The organism is Lysinibacillus sp. FSL H8-0500 (assembly GCF_038051955.1).
Classification (GTDB): Bacteria; Bacillota; Bacilli; order Bacillales_A; family Planococcaceae; genus Lysinibacillus; species Lysinibacillus macroides.
The window spans coordinates 3,559,527-3,577,844 of record NZ_CP150292.1 but is presented as its reverse complement, the minus strand read 5'-3'; the positions used below and the strand labels follow the sequence as shown (position 1 = coordinate 3,577,844).

The window sequence follows — 18,318 nt, the reverse complement described above, 5'->3', positions numbered from 1 at the left end:
CCTTAAAAGAGAGATTTGCAGCCGTTTGTACAGATAAATAGATCAGAAGGATGAGAGATATGCTAAAGACGTTAAATTTATCAATTGCAGTTTTAAAAATGTTTACAAAGGAAAAGCCTATATGGGGTGGACGAGAGCTAGCGATGGCAATGAACATGAATCATACAAATCTATATCGCATTCTGGAAACCTTCGAAAATAATGGATTTATTACAAAGGACCCTGTTACAAAAAAATATTCACTCGGCATTGCATTATGGGAAATTGGTATGAATATGTATGATTCATTAAATATCGATCAGCTTTGTATGCCTGCTCTTGAGAAGCTAAAAGATACAACTGGTGAAACGGCTATTTTAACAGTTTTAAATGGACTGGAAGCGTTAACTTTATTGAAAGCAGAGCCTATCAATAAGGTTAAATTTACTGTTTCAAGAGGGAGTCGTTCCCCACTGTATGTAGGGGCTTCTTACCGTTCGATGCTTGCCTTTTTAAGCGAAGAGCAAATTTCAAAGGTTATTGACAAGCCTTTAACTGCTTATACTAGTAATACGATGACAGACGCAACAGAAATACGTGCTGAGCTTGAGAAAATTCGTAATTGTGGCTATGCACTTAGTAATAGTGAATATTCTGTTGATGTGTTAGCACTTGCGATGCCGATATTTAATAGTGAAGAACAAGTTGTAGCCTCTATTACTGTGTCTGGGCCTATCTATCGTTTTACAGAACAACGTGTACCAGAGTTTTTAGGATCATTAACAGAAGCTAGAAATGAAATAGAAGGAATTATCCGTAGATATCATTTGAATTTTAATTAAGGAGCCCGATTATGCAGCATTTATATGATATTGCACTCAATATTTTAAAAGGCAATTTAAATGTTCAAGCGTCAGAGTCACTATTAATTTTGACAGATAGTCACAAACAAGACATTGCGAAAATCTTTTATGAAGCTGGGCTATCGATTACAGCAAATACAATGTTGATGGTGATGCCCCTATTAGAGAAATCTGGACAGGAGCCAATCCATCCAGTGTCTGAGCTGATGGCAAATGCTGATGTTGCACTTTGTATTACCTCTCACTCCTTAACACATACGCTGGCTCGTAAAAATGCCTGTGAAAAAGGTGGACGTGTCGCAACAATGCCAGGTGTGACAATGGAGATGCTAGAGCAAGGCGCCCTTCATGCGGATGCACAGGAGATTGAAGCAATGGTAGAAAAATATGTTCATTTACTTGATGCGGCAAAAGATATTCGCATTGTCAAGGATGGGTATGAGTTAACATTTAGTGTAGAAAACCGTTTAGGAATTCGTTCAACAGGTGTTATTCGTCAAGCTGGTGAGCACGGTAATATTCCTTCTGGAGAATCTTACGTTGCCCCTATAGAAACGTCTGCCAATGGAGAGATTTTAGTAGATGGTTCAATCGCCAATATCGGCGTTTTGAAGGAGCCGCTATTGTTAAAAATACGTAACGGTCGCCTAGAAGAGGCAATTGGTTCTGATGGTCCACAATTACTGGCGTTACTTGGTGAAGGGAATGGCAGAATCATTGCAGAGTTTGGCATCGGAGCCAACAAAAGTGCTATCCTATGCGGTAATGTACTAGAGGATGAGAAAGTATATGGTACGATCCATATAGCATTTGGCAGTAATGTACCTTTTGGTGGAGCAAATGCAGCAGATGTTCATATTGATTGTGTTGTAAAAAGCCCAATTGTTTATTTTGATGGTCAGCAAGTGCTGTAAGTAAAAGCGTGTCTTCAGATGAAGCACGCTTTTTTGCTTTACTTGACTGTAGTTTAAAGTTGCTTGTCTCTGTAAAATTACACTATAGTTAACTAGAGGAAGTAAACGATTTGCCATCCAAATAGGAATTAAGGCTAGGCATTGTCCATAAAATAGAAGCAATTAATAAGAGAATTGCGGCTGTTATGTATCATAAAAGAATGTGAGGTAAAAGATATGCTAACATTTACCGATTTACATGGTTTACAAGTAGATTTGAGTTTTACGAGAGGTGAATTTGAAATAGAGCCCAAACATGTCCTCGTTTTTTTAAAGCATGAAAATAAATGGCTCTGCACTATTCATAAGCATCGTGGTATAGAAGTCCCGGGGGGGAAATTAGAGGAAGGGGAAACAGTAGAGCAGGCAGCTATTCGAGAGGTATTTGAAGAGACAGGTGTCCATGTAAAAAATCTTCAATGGTTTGCAGAATATGCTGTTCATGATAAGGTATTATTTTGTAAAACAGTTTTTACAGCACAGTTTGCAGGACAGGAGCAGATTGAATTTGATTTAGAAACAGCAGGCATGCTTTGGCTTGCTGATGAAGAGTTTGTGAATCATCCGAACTTAAGCTTTCATATGAAAGATGAAGGAATGAAAAGAATGCTGGAGGAGTTGAAACGTCGTGACAAACAATGGTGAAATCGTTGCCAAGCGTGCCTATCCCTCACCAAATCCAGCCATACGTTTATTTGAAGTTACATATTTGTCACAGGGTTTGCGTATCAAAGGCTTGTTAGCTGAGCCTAAGGCAGAAGGTACATATGATGGCTTTTTATATTTAAGAGGAGGCATGCAAAGTATTGGCATGGTAAGAGCTTCCCGTATTGCCCAATTTGCAGCACAGGGGTTTGTTGTTTTTGCCCCATATTACCGTGGTAATCGAGGTGGGGAAGGTCGAGATGAATTTGCAGGCGCAGACCGTTATGATGCGGTTTATGCAGTAGATGTTTTAAAGCAATTTTGTAATGATCATATCCACGTTTTTGGCTTTTCGCGTGGAGGCATTATGGCACTTTGGACAGCCATTTTACGAAAGGATATTACCTCTGTTGTGACATGGGCTGGTGTTTCAGATGCAACAGCCACCTATTGGGAACGTACAGATATGCGGCGCATGATGAAGCGCGTTATTGGAGGGACACCTAATCGTGTACCAGAAGCATATGATGCCAGAACACCCTTATTTGAGATAGAGCATATTACAGCGCCAGTTTTGATTATTCATGGCTATCGTGATGAAAATGTAGATATCGAGCATGCTAGACAGCTTGCATTTTTCTTAGAGGATGCCAATAAAACTTATGAAACGTGGTATGAACAGGATTATGCCCATCAATATCCACCTGCCAAAAACCGAGAAACGGTTCGTGCTCTATGCCAATGGATGAAGCAACAATAGCAATGGCTGTAAAAATGAAAAAGACAAAGAGAACGATTCATTCTCTTTGTCTTTTTTGTTAGTTATTATTGTAATGGACCACCAAGTTTAGTGATGGCTTCCGAAACATCTGAGAATTTCTTAAAGTTTTCGTTGAATAGACCTGCAAGTTCAGCAGCTTTTGCATCATATGCTGCTTTATCTGCCCAAGCTTCACGTGGATTTAATACTTCTGATGGTACACCTTCAACAGCTGTTGGAATATGTAAACCAAATACAGTATCTTGTGTTGTTTCAACATTTGCTAATTTACCATCAATAGCAGCGCGTACCATTGTACGTGTATAAGAAAGCTTCATACGGCTACCTGTACCATACTCGCCGCCAGTCCAGCCAGTGTTTACAAGGAATACTTGCGCACCGTGCTTATCAATTTTTTCCCCTAACATTTCAGCATACACTGTTGCTGGAAGTGGTAGGAATGGTGAACCAAAGCAAGTAGAGAATACTGGTTCTGGCTCTGTTACACCACGTTCTGTACCAGCAAGTTTAGATGTGAAGCCACTTAGGAAGTGATACATTGCTTGCTCTTTTGTTAATTTACTGATTGGTGGTAATACACCAAATGCATCCGCTGTTAGGAAGATAATTGTTTGTGGATGACCTGCAACAGATGGGTCAACAATATTGTCAATGTATTGGATTGGATAAGCCACACGCGTATTTTCTGTTAATGAACCATCATCATAGTTACAAACACGTGTTTCTGGATCAACGATTACATTTTCTAAAACTGAACCGAAGCGAATGGCATTGTAGATTTCTGGTTCCTTTTCAGCAGAAAGATTGATTGTTTTTGCATAGCAACCACCTTCAATGTTGAAGACGCCATTATCAGACCAGCCGTGCTCATCGTCACCGATTAGTTTGCGTTCCGGATCAGCAGATAATGTTGTTTTACCAGTACCAGATAGACCGAAGAATAATGCTACATCGCCAGCTTCCCCAACGTTTGCTGAACAATGCATAGAAAGAATACCTTGTTGTGGTAATAAGTAGTTCATAATACCGAAAATAGATTTTTTCATCTCACCGGCATATTCAGTACCACCGATTAAGATAACTTTCTTTTCAAGCGATACGATGATAAATGTTTCAGAAGCTGTCCCATCAATCGCAGGGTCTGCTTTAAAGCTAGGTGCTGAGACAACAGTGAACTCTGCAACATGAGAAGCTAACTCCTCTTCAGTTGGACGGATAAATAATTGATGAGCGAACAGATTGTGCCAAGCATATTCATTGATAACTTGAATACTTAATTGTGAATCTTTGTCAGCACCTGCAAAGCCCTTGAATACAAATAATTCGTCACGTTCTTTTAAATATTTGATGACTTTCACATATAAATTATCGAACACCTCAGAAGAAATTGGTTGGTTGACTTTTCCCCAGTCAATTTGATCTTTTGTACTTTCCTCTTCTACTGTATATTTATCTTTAGGTGAACGACCAGTGTATTTGCCAGTTTCTGCACGAACTGCGCCATCTACCGTTAACATTGCTTCACCACGAGATGTAGCCTTTTCTGCTAATTGTGGTACTGAAAGTTGAACTTGAACATTGCCACCGTTTAATAATTCCTTCAGTTCATTTGCAATTTCTACTGAATTCATCGATTAAATACCATCCTTTTTTATAATATTCCCTTGATTCTGAGGGATTTTTTCTTAATTTCAAAAATAGTATAACACAATTACCTAAATAATCTATACTAATTAAGAAATTATTTTCGAGTTTTTATTACTTTTCAATAAACTGACAAAAAATAATGTTTTTCGAGTAGAATTCATTCAATCCTACTGTAATTTATTTTGAAAATAGGGTCACACATATGTTAACACACTGAGTAAGAAATATTGTAGGGTTGAATTTGCTTTTATTTCCATCATCATCCAAATTTAAAGGGTTTTATGATAATAATATTCTTTTTATGTCAAAAACATTACATGCAGAAGTGTGGAACTGTGTAATTGCGGAAAATAATAAACAATAGTCACGTATTAGAAAATATTTGACAATAGTCGACCTTTTCAGTAACATGAGTTATTGAACGGATACTCTTATCCCGAGCTGGTGGAGGGTCAGGCCCTGTGAAACCCGGCAACCTGCATGAACTATTTCACGACATGCGTTGGTGCCAACCTGATGCAAGGGGCATACCCTTGAACGATAAGAGTGAAAGGTTGCGTAGTCATTAGTCCTTTCCTCATGTAAAACAACGTGAGAAAAGGATTTTTTTTATTGTTAAAAATCAATGTAAAGGGCTGCCTCTATAGTTCTTTCCTTATTATAATGACGGATCTTTCGAAACCCTCGTGTTAAAAGCAGCAGTAACGGCTTGAGAGTTCAATCCTTCGGAGCGGACTTGACATGGGTAATGAGTACCGTATTCATACACCAATACTTTTGTAAAAGTAAATAGGAGGAAAACTAAATGACAAACCGTCGATTGTTTACATCAGAAAGTGTAACAGAGGGACATCCAGATAAAATTTGTGACCAAATCTCGGATGCTATTTTAGATGCTATTTTAACAGAAGATCCAAATGCACGTGTAGCGTGTGAAACAACAGTCACAACAGGTTTAGTCTTAGTGGCAGGGGAAATTACGACTTCTACGTATGTCGATATTAAAGGTATTGTTCGTGATACTGTAGCAGAAATCGGCTATACACGTGGTAAATATGGCTTTGATGCAGAAAACTTAGCAGTGCTTGTGGCGATAGGTGAGCAATCACCTGATATTGCACAAGGTGTTGACCAAGCATTAGAGGCACGTGAAGGCTCTATGACAGATGCAGATATCGAAGCAATTGGTGCAGGTGACCAAGGCTTAATGTTTGGCTATGCATGTAATGAAACACCAGAGCTAATGCCCTTACCAATTAGCCTAGCACATAAATTAGCACGCCGTTTAACAGCGGTGCGTAAGTCTGGTGAGCTTGCTTATTTACGTCCTGATGGTAAAACACAAGTAACAGTAGAGTACGATGAGCATAATATACCTGTACGTGTTGACACAATTGTTATTTCAACGCAGCATGATGAAGAGGTAACATTAGAGCAGATTCAAGCCGATTTAAAAGAATTTGTTATTGCACCAGTTGTACCAAGTCAGTTATTAGATGCGAACACAAAATATTTCATCAACCCAACTGGTCGTTTCGTGATCGGTGGACCTAAGGGAGACGCTGGCTTAACAGGACGTAAAATCATCGTTGATACATACGGTGGCTATGCGCGTCATGGTGGCGGTGCATTCTCTGGTAAGGATGCAACAAAGGTAGACCGTTCAGCAGCGTATGCAGCTCGTTATGTAGCGAAGAATATCGTAGCAGCAGGCTTAGCAGAGCGCGCTGAGGTACAGCTTGCTTATGCAATTGGTGTTGCTCAGCCTGTTTCCATTGCTGTTGATACATTCGGTACAGGAAAAGTAACAGAAAGCGAGATTGTGGAGTGGGTACGTGAGCTATTTGATTTACGTCCAGCAGGTATTATTAAAATGCTTGACCTTCGTCGTCCGATTTATAAGCAAACTGCGGCATATGGTCACTTTGGTCGTACAGATTTACAGGTACCATGGGAGCAAACAAATAAAGCCGATGCACTGCGAGAAAAAGCACGTTTATAAACTATTGAGCTAAAGCGATAAAGTAATTATAAAGTTATTGTAAGATACTATAATTGAAAAATGGACTAGCTTAAAAAAGCGCAAGAAACCAATGTTACCATTGGGTTTCTCGCGCTTTTTAAGAGTTTAACCTACTTCATCCTAATTTTAATCATTAACCCATTTTTTGATAATCAGTATTTACACTTTTACTTTTGAAGGGATTTATAGTATTGGCCCTTTTCAGCATATTCACGTACGATGCGCTCCATATCCTCTTTATCTTCAGCATTTAATTCACGTACAACCTTTGCTGGACGACCTAATGCTAAGCTATTTGGAGGAATGACTTTACCAGGAGGCACTAAGCTTCCTGCTCCAATAAATGCACCCTCTCCAATCTCTGCTCCGTCCAATATAATAGAGCCCATGCCAATTAAGGCATTTTTTCGAATTGTACAGCTATGTAAAGTCACTTGATGTCCTACCGTTACCTCGTCCTCAATAATTAACGGATATTTTGGACTTTGATGTAAGCAGCATAAGTCTTGGATGCTTACGCGTTTGCCAATAATAGTAGGGGATACATCGCCTCGAATGACCGTATTAAACCACACGGTTGTCTCAGCACCAATAGTTACATCACCAGTAATTGTTGCGTAATCAGCAATAAAAACAGATGGATCGATCTTTGGCATTTTATCTTTAAATGGATAAATCATGAAAATCGCCTCTTTTCTTTCTATAGATGTAGTATTATCGTATCAAATACACATCTTTATGAAAATATAAAATTAAAAAGTACCATGGATGTCGATATAATCATTATGTAATTATTTTTTAGGAGGACTATGTGAATGTGGAAATGGGAAGCTGATGGACAAGCAAAGGCTGTGATTGCTATTCTTCACGGTGCTTATGAGAATCACCGTTGGTATGCATGGCTTATAGAAAAACTAAGAATGGAAGGCTTCCACATAGTCATGGGAGATTTACCGAATCATGGGGTAAATACAGGATTTGGTCGTGTCCATGATGAGGATTTTAAATTGTACAATAAGTATACAAGGAATTTAATTGAAAATGCTTTTTCATATAATTTACCAACCTTTTTAATTGGACATGGGCTTGGAGCAACATTAATTCTTCATACCATGCATAAAAAGCAGTATGAATGTGCTGGTCTTATCTTAACATCGCCTTGGCTACAGTTAAAGCTATTACCAGGTAAATTAACGAATGCTTTAACAAGCTTAAGTACCATAACAGCCAATATAAAGATGACGCATCCGATTACATTTGAAAAACTAACGCGTCATGTTGAAGGAAGAGAAGAAATGAAGGATGAAAGACCCTTTACATCAGTTGTCACAGTGAAATGGTATCGTGAGCTACAGCAAATGATGCGAAATTTAGTGTTTATGCCAAAGGAAGAATTTCCTAATGTACCTATACTAATGATGACGGCAGCAAAGGATAGCATTACAGAAACACGCCAAACACGAAATTGGCTTCATCAGCAAGCATTTACAGAATTTCAGTTTAAAGAATGGGAAAATTGTTATCATAATTTATTTCATGAAGTAGAGCGTGATGAAATTTTTATGTATACGCGTGATTTCCTTAACAATGGTCTTCGAAGAATTGGTTATATCATTAAGTAACTTTAAACATGCTATTTACTACCATATCTACTTAAATATTGTTACTTGAATATAATATTGCAATTTTCGGAAAATTGTAATACTATAATGATTCAAAGTAATAATATTTGAATTGGGGGAGTAATATGGAAGTAATTGTTGGGAAGTTAAATGATATTTTATGGGGTCCGTGGTTTATTTACGGAATCCTATTAATTGGTCTTTTTTTCTCTGTTATCACCAAGTTTCTGCAAGTTCGGCATATTAAGGATATGTTTGTCTTAATGTTTAAAGGTGAAAAATCAGAAAAAGGGATTTCATCCTTCCAGGCGATGTCTATCGCTTTATCAGGCCGTGTAGGTACAGGTAATATTGCTGGTACGGCAACAGCAATCGGAATGGGCGGTCCTGGTGCAGTCTTTTGGATGTGGGCGATCGCTTTTATTGGTGCGGCAACAGCTTATGTAGAGTCCACATTAGCACAGATTTATAAAGAAGAGAAAGATACTGAATATCGTGGTGGACCAGCCTTTTATCTCGAAAAAGGTACAGGTCAAAAATGGTTTGGGGTTTTATTTGCGGTTGTAGCAGTCATCGCAATGCTAATCTTAATGCCTGGTGTACAGTCAAACGCCATTTCAGTGGCTGTGGAAAATGCTTTTGGTTTAGCGCCTTGGATTACAGGTGTTATTATTGTTGTGTTATTAGGTGCTATTATTATCGGTGGGGTTAAATCAATTGCGAATGCTGCACAAGTTATCGTACCATTTATGGCTGCAGCCTATATAATTATGGCGATTATTATCATTGCGATGAACATTTCGGAAATTCCATCTGTTATTGCATTAATTTTCTCAAGCGCTTTTGGTGCACAAGAAATCTTTGGGGGAATTATTGGCTCTGCTATTGCATGGGGTGTAAAACGTGGTATTTACTCAAATGAGGCAGGTCAAGGAACAGGGGCTCACCCTGCAGCGGCAGCAGAAGTATCACATCCTGCAAAACAAGGGATTGTACAAGCGGCTTCTGTATATATCGATACATTATTAATTTGTTCGGCAACAGCATTTATGATTTTATTTACTGGAATGTACAATGTCCATGATGAAAAGGCAGATAAAATTGTTGTGGAGCATGATGCAAAGGAATATGAAGTTTATCCAACGATTTTCACAGGTGAGTTTGGTAAAGATGAGTATTCAGGCGATGCACAAATTTCCTTTGCACAATCAATCAAAGAGGGTGCAGCTTATACACAATATGCTGTAGATGATGCACTACCAGGATTTGGAGGTCCATTCGTAGCGGTGGCATTATTCTTCTTTGCCTTTACAACCATCATGGCTTATTATTATATTGCAGAAACAAATGTTGCCTACCTCTTATCAGGCTCTGCTGAAAAAATAGGTATTTGGCTTGCAAAGATTGCTATTTTAGTAGCAGCTTTCTATGGTACAATCCGTACATCTGATTTAGCATGGGCTATGGGAGATGTAGGTCTTGGCTTAATGGTTTGGACCAATGTGATCGGAATTTTAATTGTCATGAAACCAGCCATCGTTGCTTTAAAAGATTACGAGAAGCAGAAAAAAGAAGGCAAAGATCCTGTCTTTGATCCTCGTAAGCTAGGCATCAAAGGTGCAGATTTCTGGGTGGATTATAATGAAAAGCGCAAAAATAAATAATTAATCTAAAAAGCTATCTATTAGTTCACACAATGCTAATAGATAGCTTTTTTATAACATTTATCGAAATAAAAGCCTGAAATCATTGAACGATTTCAGGCTTCGGATATTCTTTCACTTTTTCTAAGGCAATGACAAAAGGCGGGTCATTTTGCTGATTAAGAAATTCATATTTTAAGACATGTATATATTTTTGTGGAAGCTGACGAACATAGTCCATGACCATATCTCGTTCCTCTTTACCGCCAGGATGCCCATGATAAATCACAAGCACAATTAAGCCGCCAACTTTTAAGAGCCTTAGTAAATCTTGTAGTGCTTGCAGAGTGGTTGTTGGCTTTGTAATAATAGTATGGTTACTGCCAGGTAGGTAGCCAAGATTAAAAATGGCCGCAGCTACGGGCTTATGGACAAAGCTGGCGACTTCCTCATGGCCTTTATTTAGTACAAGTGCTCGATGCTCTAAGCCATGATCTAAAAGACGAAGAAGGGTTGTATCGACTGCCTCCTTTTGAATATCAAAGGCATAAACCTGCCCATAATCTCCAACAAGCTGTGCTAAAAATAGTGTATCATGACCATTGCCAGCAGTGGCATCTACCACTGTATCCCCCTCTTGCACACTATCTTTTAATAGCTGCTGTGCATATTGTAAAACGCGTTGTAGTTTCATTTTACAACCTCAGCTTGGTGAAATTTTCCCTGCCAGCTACCACGACGTTCTAACTCGGCATCAATACCATTTAATACTTCCCACTTATTAACGCTCCACATCGGTCCAATCATTAAATCGATTGGTCCATCCCCTGTAATACGATGGATCACCATATCAGGTGGTAGGATTTCTAGTTGGTCAGCTACAAGCTTTGTATAAACATCCTGATCTAAAAATTCTAGCATCCCTTTTTCATATTGCTTAACCATTGGCGTTCCTTTTAATAAATGAAGCAAGTGAATTTTAATCCCTTGGACATCTAGTTTGGCTACGGCTCTTGCGGTTTCCATCATCATGTCATAGTCCTCGAGAGGTAGACCATTAATAATATGAGAGCAAACACGAATCCCATGTTTCCGTAGCTTGTCAACCCCTTCTACATAGGTTGCAAAATCATGTGCGCGATTAATAAGATTCGCTGTTTTTTCATGGACTGTTTGAAGACCAAGCTCAATCCATAAATATGTGCGCTCGTTTAATTCCGCTAAATATTCAACGACATCATCTGGTAAACAATCAGGGCGAGTAGCAATGGATAATCCTATAACACCGTCTTGTGCTAAGGCGGCCTCGAATTTTTCCTTTAATACAGGTAGTGGCGCATGTGTATTTGTATAGGCTTGAAAGTAGGCCATATATTTACCATCTTTCCATTTCTGATGCATTTTATCTCGAATTTCAGCAAATTGCACATCGATGGGATCTACCTTATTGCCTGCAAAATCGCCAGAGCCTGCTGCACTGCAAAATGTACAGCCCCCAAAAGCAACTGTGCCATCACGATTTGGACAGTCAAAGCCCGCATCTAATGCTACTTTAAATACCTTATGACCAAATTGGTCGCGCAAATAACGATTCCATGTATAGTATCTTTTCCCCTCAGAAGGAAAAGGAAAATTGATTTCTGTCATTTATTTCACTCCTCTAACGCCTTATTTTATCATGAGCATGTCGTTCCGTCATGAGGAAAGGCAAGACTTCTATATAAATACTTGTAAAAAGGTAATCTTATTTTTCTTGTACTTTTAACGATTTCAGCATACACTAACTATTTAGAGAAGCGAAATAATGGAGGTCATTGTATGCCAAAGAGTGTTTGGTTTTTAATTATTGGAATGCTTGTAAACACAACAGGCAACTCATTTTTATGGCCTTTAAATGCCATTTATATGCATGATTATTTAGGGAAGTCTCTTGCGATGGCAGGCTTCGTTTTAATGCTAAATTCTGCGGCTGGTGTATTGGGTAATCTATTAGGCGGCTATTTATTTGATAGAATTGGTGGCTATAAATCCATCATGCTTGGCATTCTTTTAACAATAGCATCTTTAATCGGCTTAACCGTCTGGCATGGTTGGCCACATTATGTATGGTTTTTAGCAATACTCGGCTTTAGTGGGGGCATCGTTTTCCCTGGGATGTTTGCATTAGCAGGTACAGCCTGGCCGGAAGGGGGACGCAAGGCATTTAATGCGATCTATTTGGCTCAAAATGTTGGCGTTGCAGTAGGACCTGCACTCGCAGGTGTGGTTGCTGATTATCAATTTGACTATGTTTTTAAGGTCAACTTAGGTATGTATATTTTGTTCTTTTTTATTGCCTTATTTACATTTAAACGGTTAGAGGTAGGCAGTATCGCACCAAAGAATGTTGTTAGTGAAAGCAAACGCATCATTAACAAGGCACCGTTCTATGCACTATTAATAATCAGCTCTTCTTCGGTATTATGCTGGTTAGCTTATTCGCAATGGAGCGCAACCATTTCATCTTATACGCAGGATTTAGGGCTAGGATTAAAGCAATATAGTTTACTGTGGACGATTAATGGTCTCCTAATTGTTATGGGGCAGCCACTTATTGCCCCGCTTGTGAAGCGTTGGGAGCATCATTTAAAGCGTCAGCTTGTATTTGGCGTCATCCTCATTGCTTTATCTTTTGGCATGATTGCCTTTGCCAGTGATTTTAAAATGTTTGGTGCAGCAATGGTTGTGTTAACATTTGGCGAAATGTTTTATACACCCGCGTTACCAACGATTGCAAATCAGCTTGCTCCCAAGGGAAGGCAAGGCTTCTATCAGGGAATTATTAATAGCGCAGCAACAGCAGGGCGCATGATTGGGCCGTTATTTGGTGGTATTATGGTAGACCAATTTGGCATGATCCCACTTGTTCTAATCTTGGTCGTTATTGTCTTGTTTGCCATTATCCCCTGTCTTATTTATGACTATCCTTTAAAAAAGGAAGCAATAGGAGTAGATTAATGTAGAAAGCAAAAAACGGTGTTTAACTACGCGTTTTTTGCTTATTTTTTATGCGTTGACACCAAAATACAGGCTTGCTATTTATATAGAAGATAATGAAATAGACAAGTAAGCTCACGTTTTGAAGAAGAGCTTTTTTGTTATTGAAAATTAGCAATAACGAGTGTAAAATCATACATATTCAGATATTTGAATATGTAGTTATATGGAGGGGTTTTGGTGGGAGAGGGCTTGCAGCAGTTTAAGGCAGATTTTTTTAAGGCATTAGCGCACCCATTACGAATAAGAATTTTAGAATTACTAGTAGACGGTCAGAAAAGTGTCAATGAAATTCAGGATTGTTTGGATAAAGAGGGCTCCGCTGTTTCTCAGCAGTTAAGCGTATTACGTGCTAAAAATATTGTTTATGGTGTTAAAGAAGGTAAAAAAGTTTACTATTCTTTAAGTGATCCCATGATCGGTGAGTTGCTTGGTGTAGCAAAGGATATTTTTAATAATCATTTAATTAACACTATTACGAGATTAGAGGAAATGACCATTAATGAAAGTGACGAGGAGAATACGTAAGCCGAATAATATGAAAAAACACTGCTTTGCTTATTATGTCGAAGGGAAGATTATGTATGAAGTCACTGTTGACAGGGCGCTTTGAAGGGTATTCCGTTCATCATGTAAAGAAGGACTTATTATCGGGAATTATTGTGGGGATTGTTGCTATTCCACTTGCGATGTCTTTTGCCATTGCATCAGGTGTGAAGCCTGAATATGGCATTTATACCGCCTGTATTGCAGGTATTCTTATTGCTATTTTTGGTGGCTCAAAATATCAAATTGGTGGACCAACAGGGGCGTTTGTTCCTATTCTTTTAGGAATCGTCCTTACCTATGGCTATGAGGATTTATTACTAGCTGGGCTAATGGCGGGGGTTTTACTGTGTTTAATGGGGATTTTTAAGCTAGGAACCTTAATTAAATTTATTCCTCGTCCTGTCACAGTTGGTTTTACAGCAGGTATAGCGGTTATTATTTTTATCGGACAAATTGCTAACTTTTTAGGATTGAGTAATATCACGCGACATGAGTATTTGATTAATAATATTCAAGAAATTCTTAAGCAAATTGGCACTACTAATATATATAGCATTGTAACGGCTGCGATTTGTCTCATAACGATTTTGATCACACCGAAATTTTTTCCAAAGATCCCTGGTGCGCTAGCAGGTATTATTGTTTCAACGCTTGTGGCAACAGTGTTATTTTCAGACCAAGTAGCAACGATTGCCACTGCCTATGGGCAAATTCCCAGTACATTGCCAAGCTTTGCGATGCCCCATATTACACTGGAACGAATTCAGCAGTTGATTGGACCTGCATTTGTTATTGCAATGCTTGGCGGTATAGAATCGCTATTATCAGCCGTTGTAGCAGATGGCATGACAAATAGTAAGCATAATAGTAATCGTGAGCTCGTTGGACAAGGGATTGCCAATATTGTAACACCCCTGTTTGGAGGAATTCCAGCAACGGGTGCAATTGCACGTACAGCAACAAATATTAAAACAGGTGCAGTCTCGCCAATGTCAGGTATTATTCATGGTGTTTTTGTATTAGTGACATTACTAGTATTAGCCCCTTATGCCTCTCATATCCCTTTAGCAAGTATGGCGCCTGTATTAATGGTTGTCGCTTGGAATATGAGCGAACGTCATCATTTCGCACATATTGTTAAATTAAAATCAGGAGATTCACTTGTTTTACTTATTACCTTTTTATTAACTGTGTTTACGAGCCTTACATTAGCAGTTGAGGTAGGACTTGTATTAGCTGTACTATTATTTGCGAAGCGTATGAGTGACAAGCTTGTTGTAACAAAGGTATTACCAGACCATTCAAATAAAAGTGCGAAGGTGCGGCCACACGTCGTTCATCAGCAGCATGATTGCCCACAAATAAAAATTTATACGATTGAAGGGCCATTGTTCTTTGGTGCGGCACAAATGTTTGAAGAAACCATCAACAGCTCAATACAGCAACACTCAAAAGTGTTAATTTTACGAATGGGGAAAGTGCCCTTTATGGATTCCACTGGTGAAGCATATTTTAATAATATTGTTGATAACTTTACAGCACAGGGCGGTACGATTTTTGTAACAGGTGTACGAGAAGAATTACAACTAGCTCTGCTGCGTACGGGAATTTATGATAAAATTGGCGCGCATCATTTTTATCAGCATACAGGGGAAGCCATTACAAAAGCTTTAACATATTTGGACGCACATCAATGCCAAGGCTGTCAACATTTTGCTTTCCGTGAATGCGTTGATTTATCAGAGAATAAAGAAAAAGAGACATTCCTCATCCAGTAGTGGATAACCACTGAACAGGGGCTTGTACTTTTTAGTACTTTCCATTAGAATAAATGCAATATCATGTAAAGACAGTGATGAGGAATAGTAGATTTGAGGTTCTTTTTAGAGAGCTAGCGGTTGGTGAAAGCTAGTAGGGAAGCAAATTGAACTCACCTTCTGAGTCTGCTCATGTGAAAAACATGTGCCGTTTTCTTCTGCGTTAAAGAGGCTTAAGCTGAGTGTAATCACTAATTTGGGTGGTACCGCGGGAGTGCAATTCTCTCGTCCCTTCTATCATAAGAAAGGGGCGAGTTTTTTTATTTTTTAAATATTTTGTCAATTATAATGATAGGTCGTCTATTAAGGAGGAAAAAGAATGAGTTTTAATCATCAACAAATTGAAAGCAAATGGCAACGATATTGGGCCGATCACAACACCTTTAAAACGGAAAATGAGAATGACAAGCCTAAATTTTATGCCTTAGATATGTTTCCTTATCCGTCGGGTGCAGGACTTCATGTAGGGCATCCAGAGGGCTATACAGCAACGGATATCCTTTCTCGCTTTAAACGTATGCAGGGCTATAATGTCTTACACCCAATGGGCTGGGATGCGTTTGGCTTACCAGCTGAGCAATATGCACTTGATACAGGCAATGATCCAGCAGAATTTACAGCAAAAAATATTGCGACATTTAAGCGTCAAATTCAAGAGTTAGGCTTTAGCTATGATTGGGATCGTGAAATTAATACAACAGACCCTAGCTATTATAAATGGACACAATGGATTTTTATTCAGCTTTATAAAAAAGGCTTAGCCTATATTGATGAAGTAGCTGTTAACTGGTGTCCAGCACTCGGCACAGTATTGGCTAATGAAGAAGTTATTGATGGAAAATCAGAGCGTGGTGGGCATCCTGTAGAGCGTCGTCCAATGAAGCAATGGATGCTAAAAATTACGGCTTATGCAGATCGTCTAATTGATGATTTGGAGGAAGTGGATTGGCCAGAATCTATTAAAGATATGCAGCGCAACTGGATTGGCCGTTCAGAGGGAGCAGAAGTACTATTTAATATTGATGGCACAGATGAAAGCTTCACAGTATTTACAACTCGTCCTGATACATTATTTGGCGCTACATATTGTGTACTTGCTCCTGAACATAAATTGGTAGAACAAATAACAACGGCTGAGCAACGTCAAGCGGTTGAGACTTATTTAGAAAATGTCAAAATGAAATCTGATTTAGAGCGTACAGATTTAGCAAAAGAGAAAACAGGCGTATTTACAGGTGCTTATGCTATAAATCCAATTAACGGAAAAAAAGTGCCGATTTGGATTGCTGACTATGTATTAGTGTCTTATGGTACAGGGGCGATTATGGCGGTTCCTGCCCATGATGAGCGTGACTATGAATTTGCGACAGCATTTGGTTTAGAGATTATTGCGGTGCTTGAGGGCGGCGATATTAGCAAAGAGGCATTCACAGGTGATGGACCACATATTAACTCAGAATTCCTCAATGGCTTAAACAAAGCAGATGGTATTGCAAAGGCAATTGAATGGTTAGAGGAAAAGGGTGTAGGGGAGAAGAAAATTTCTTATCGTCTGCGTGACTGGCTCTTCTCTCGTCAGCGTTACTGGGGTGAGCCAATTCCAATGATTCATTGGGAGGACGGCACAACAACAGCAGTGCCAGAATCAGAATTGCCGTTAATGCTGCCAAAAACAGATAACATTCGCCCATCAGGCACAGGTGAGTCACCATTAGCGAATATTGCAGATTGGGTGAATGTTGTAGACCCTGAAACAGGTAAAAAGGGACGCCGTGAAACAAATACAATGCCACAATGGGCAGGCTCAAGCTGGTATTTCTTACGCTATATCGACCCAACAAACACAGAAGCCATTGCGGACCCAGAGCTACTAAAACGCTGGTTGCCTGTGGATATTTATATCGGTGGAGCAGAGCATGCGGTACTACATTTACTATACGCTCGCTTCTGGCATAAAGTGCTATATGATTTAGGTGTTGTTCATACAAAAGAGCCATTCCAAAAATTATTTAACCAAGGAATGATTCTTGGTGAGGGCAATGAAAAAATGTCTAAATCGAAGGGCAATGTTGTTAATCCAGATGAAATTATTGCATCGCATGGTGCAGATACATTACGTTTATATGAAATGTTTATGGGTCCACTAGAAGCATCTGTCGCATGGTCTACAAACGGCTTAGACGGGGCGCGTCGCTTCTTAGATCGTATTTGGCGTCTATTTGTTAATGAAGAAACAGGTACACTGTCAGCAAAAATTCAAACATCTAACGATCAAACGCTTGAAAAATCATACCACCAAACAGTGAAAAAGGTAACAGAGGATTATGAAGGTATCCGCTTTAACACAGCAATTTCACAAATGATGGTCTTTATTAATGATTGCTATAAAGCTGATGCTATACCAACAGCTTATGCAGAGGGCTTTGTGAAAATGCTAGCACCAATCGCTCCACATGTTGCAGAGGAGCTATGGCAACTACTTGGTCATGAAACAACATTAACGTATGCGCAATGGCCAGCATATGATGAAGCAAAGTTGGTAGATGATGAAGTAGAGATTGCTGTTCAAGTAGCGGGTAAAGTACGTGCGAAAATCGTTGTTGCCAAAGATGCTTCTAAAGAAGAGGTTGAAAAGGTGGCACTTGCCGATAGCAAAGTACAAGAATATATGGCAGGTAAACATCTAGTGAAAATTATCGTGATTCCAGGCAAACTTGTGAATATTGTCGTTAAATAATGACATCCATATACACCACTGAA

Annotated in this window: 15 protein-coding genes, 1 riboswitch and 1 other annotated feature; of the genes, 11 read left to right on the top strand and 4 right to left on the bottom strand. The window is 39.0% G+C overall.

Annotated elements, in window-relative coordinates:
* Nucleotides 1-59 precede the first annotated feature (59 nt).
* The 4 genes from MHB44_RS16935 to MHB44_RS16920 all read left to right on the top strand — a co-directional run bounded on the left by MHB44_RS16935 (nt 60) and on the right by MHB44_RS16920 (nt 3,200).
* On the top strand, nt 60-821 hold the full coding sequence (locus tag MHB44_RS16935; RefSeq protein ID WP_341300140.1) for an IclR family transcriptional regulator: 762 nt from the start codon (nt 60-62) through the stop codon (nt 819-821).
* A gap of 11 nt (nt 822-832) precedes the next feature.
* Nucleotides 833-1,756 (top strand): aminopeptidase, encoded by a 924-nt coding sequence (locus MHB44_RS16930; RefSeq protein WP_341300139.1) that lies wholly within the window; start codon nt 833-835, stop codon nt 1,754-1,756.
* Between the two features lie 216 nt (nt 1,757-1,972).
* On the top strand, nt 1,973-2,440 hold the full coding sequence (locus tag MHB44_RS16925; protein ID WP_341300138.1) for an NUDIX domain-containing protein: 468 nt from the start codon (nt 1,973-1,975) through the stop codon (nt 2,438-2,440).
* The gene (locus tag MHB44_RS16920; protein ID WP_341300137.1) at nt 2,424-3,200 is read left to right on the top strand and encodes a prolyl oligopeptidase family serine peptidase; all 777 of its coding nucleotides are present in this window, start codon (nt 2,424-2,426) and stop codon (nt 3,198-3,200) included. Before MHB44_RS16925 ends, MHB44_RS16920 begins: the two co-directional genes overlap by 17 nt.
* Nucleotides 3,201-3,265: 65 nt before the next feature.
* Here MHB44_RS16920 and pckA read toward each other — a convergent pair whose 3' ends face one another.
* The gene (gene pckA, locus MHB44_RS16915) at nt 3,266-4,852 is read right to left on the bottom strand and encodes a phosphoenolpyruvate carboxykinase (ATP) (RefSeq protein WP_341300136.1); all 1,587 of its coding nucleotides are present in this window, start codon (nt 4,850-4,852) and stop codon (nt 3,266-3,268) included.
* A 444-nt stretch (nt 4,853-5,296) separates the two neighbouring features.
* Nucleotides 5,297-5,415: riboswitch (SAM riboswitch) on the top strand.
* Between the two features lie 258 nt (nt 5,416-5,673).
* Here pckA and metK point away from each other — a divergent pair.
* On the top strand, nt 5,674-6,870 hold the full coding sequence (metK, locus tag MHB44_RS16910) for a methionine adenosyltransferase (RefSeq protein WP_341300135.1): 1,197 nt from the start codon (nt 5,674-5,676) through the stop codon (nt 6,868-6,870).
* Between the two features lie 188 nt (nt 6,871-7,058).
* On the opposite strand, the gene MHB44_RS16905 is transcribed toward metK, so the two are convergent.
* Nucleotides 7,059-7,571: a gamma carbonic anhydrase family protein gene (locus MHB44_RS16905; protein ID WP_341300134.1), complete on the bottom strand. Its 513-nt coding sequence runs from the start codon at nt 7,569-7,571 to the stop codon at nt 7,059-7,061.
* A 135-nt stretch (nt 7,572-7,706) separates the two neighbouring features.
* On the opposite strand from MHB44_RS16905, the gene MHB44_RS16900 reads away from it, so the two are divergent.
* Together MHB44_RS16900 and MHB44_RS16895 are read left to right on the top strand one after the other, a co-directional pair.
* Entirely contained in the window at nt 7,707-8,513 is an 807-nt protein-coding gene (locus MHB44_RS16900; RefSeq protein WP_341300133.1) for an alpha/beta hydrolase, read from the top strand.
* A gap of 125 nt (nt 8,514-8,638) precedes the next feature.
* Nucleotides 8,639-10,177, top strand: a complete 1,539-nt coding sequence (locus MHB44_RS16895; RefSeq protein ID WP_341300132.1) for an alanine/glycine:cation symporter family protein — start codon at nt 8,639-8,641, stop codon at nt 10,175-10,177.
* Nucleotides 10,178-10,259: 82 nt separating this feature from the next.
* Here the strand turns inward: MHB44_RS16895 and MHB44_RS16890 are convergent, their stop codons facing one another.
* Complete coding sequence (locus MHB44_RS16890; RefSeq protein ID WP_341300131.1) at nt 10,260-10,850, bottom strand: class I SAM-dependent methyltransferase; 591 nt, start codon at nt 10,848-10,850, stop codon at nt 10,260-10,262.
* Nucleotides 10,847-11,803 (bottom strand): TIGR01212 family radical SAM protein, encoded by a 957-nt coding sequence (locus MHB44_RS16885; RefSeq protein ID WP_341300130.1) that lies wholly within the window; start codon nt 11,801-11,803, stop codon nt 10,847-10,849. Before MHB44_RS16885 ends, MHB44_RS16890 begins: the two co-directional genes overlap by 4 nt.
* Nucleotides 11,804-11,974: 171 nt before the next feature.
* Between MHB44_RS16885 and MHB44_RS16880 the strand changes: the two genes are divergently transcribed.
* The 4 genes from MHB44_RS16880 (at nt 11,975) to leuS (ending at nt 18,295) form a co-directional block, all read left to right on the top strand.
* Entirely contained in the window at nt 11,975-13,153 is a 1,179-nt protein-coding gene (locus tag MHB44_RS16880; protein WP_341300129.1) for an MFS transporter, read from the top strand.
* 219 nt (nt 13,154-13,372) lie between these two features.
* Complete coding sequence (locus MHB44_RS16875; RefSeq protein WP_341300128.1) at nt 13,373-13,720, top strand: metalloregulator ArsR/SmtB family transcription factor; 348 nt, start codon at nt 13,373-13,375, stop codon at nt 13,718-13,720.
* Between the two features lie 56 nt (nt 13,721-13,776).
* The gene (sulP, locus tag MHB44_RS16870; protein ID WP_341300127.1) at nt 13,777-15,519 is read left to right on the top strand and encodes a sulfate permease; all 1,743 of its coding nucleotides are present in this window, start codon (nt 13,777-13,779) and stop codon (nt 15,517-15,519) included.
* 65 nt (nt 15,520-15,584) lie between these two features.
* Nucleotides 15,585-15,794: a binding site (T-box leader), on the top strand.
* 83 nt (nt 15,795-15,877) lie between these two features.
* Nucleotides 15,878-18,295, top strand: a complete 2,418-nt coding sequence (gene leuS / locus MHB44_RS16865; RefSeq protein WP_341300126.1) for a leucine--tRNA ligase — start codon at nt 15,878-15,880, stop codon at nt 18,293-18,295.
* Nucleotides 18,296-18,318 lie beyond the last annotated feature (23 nt).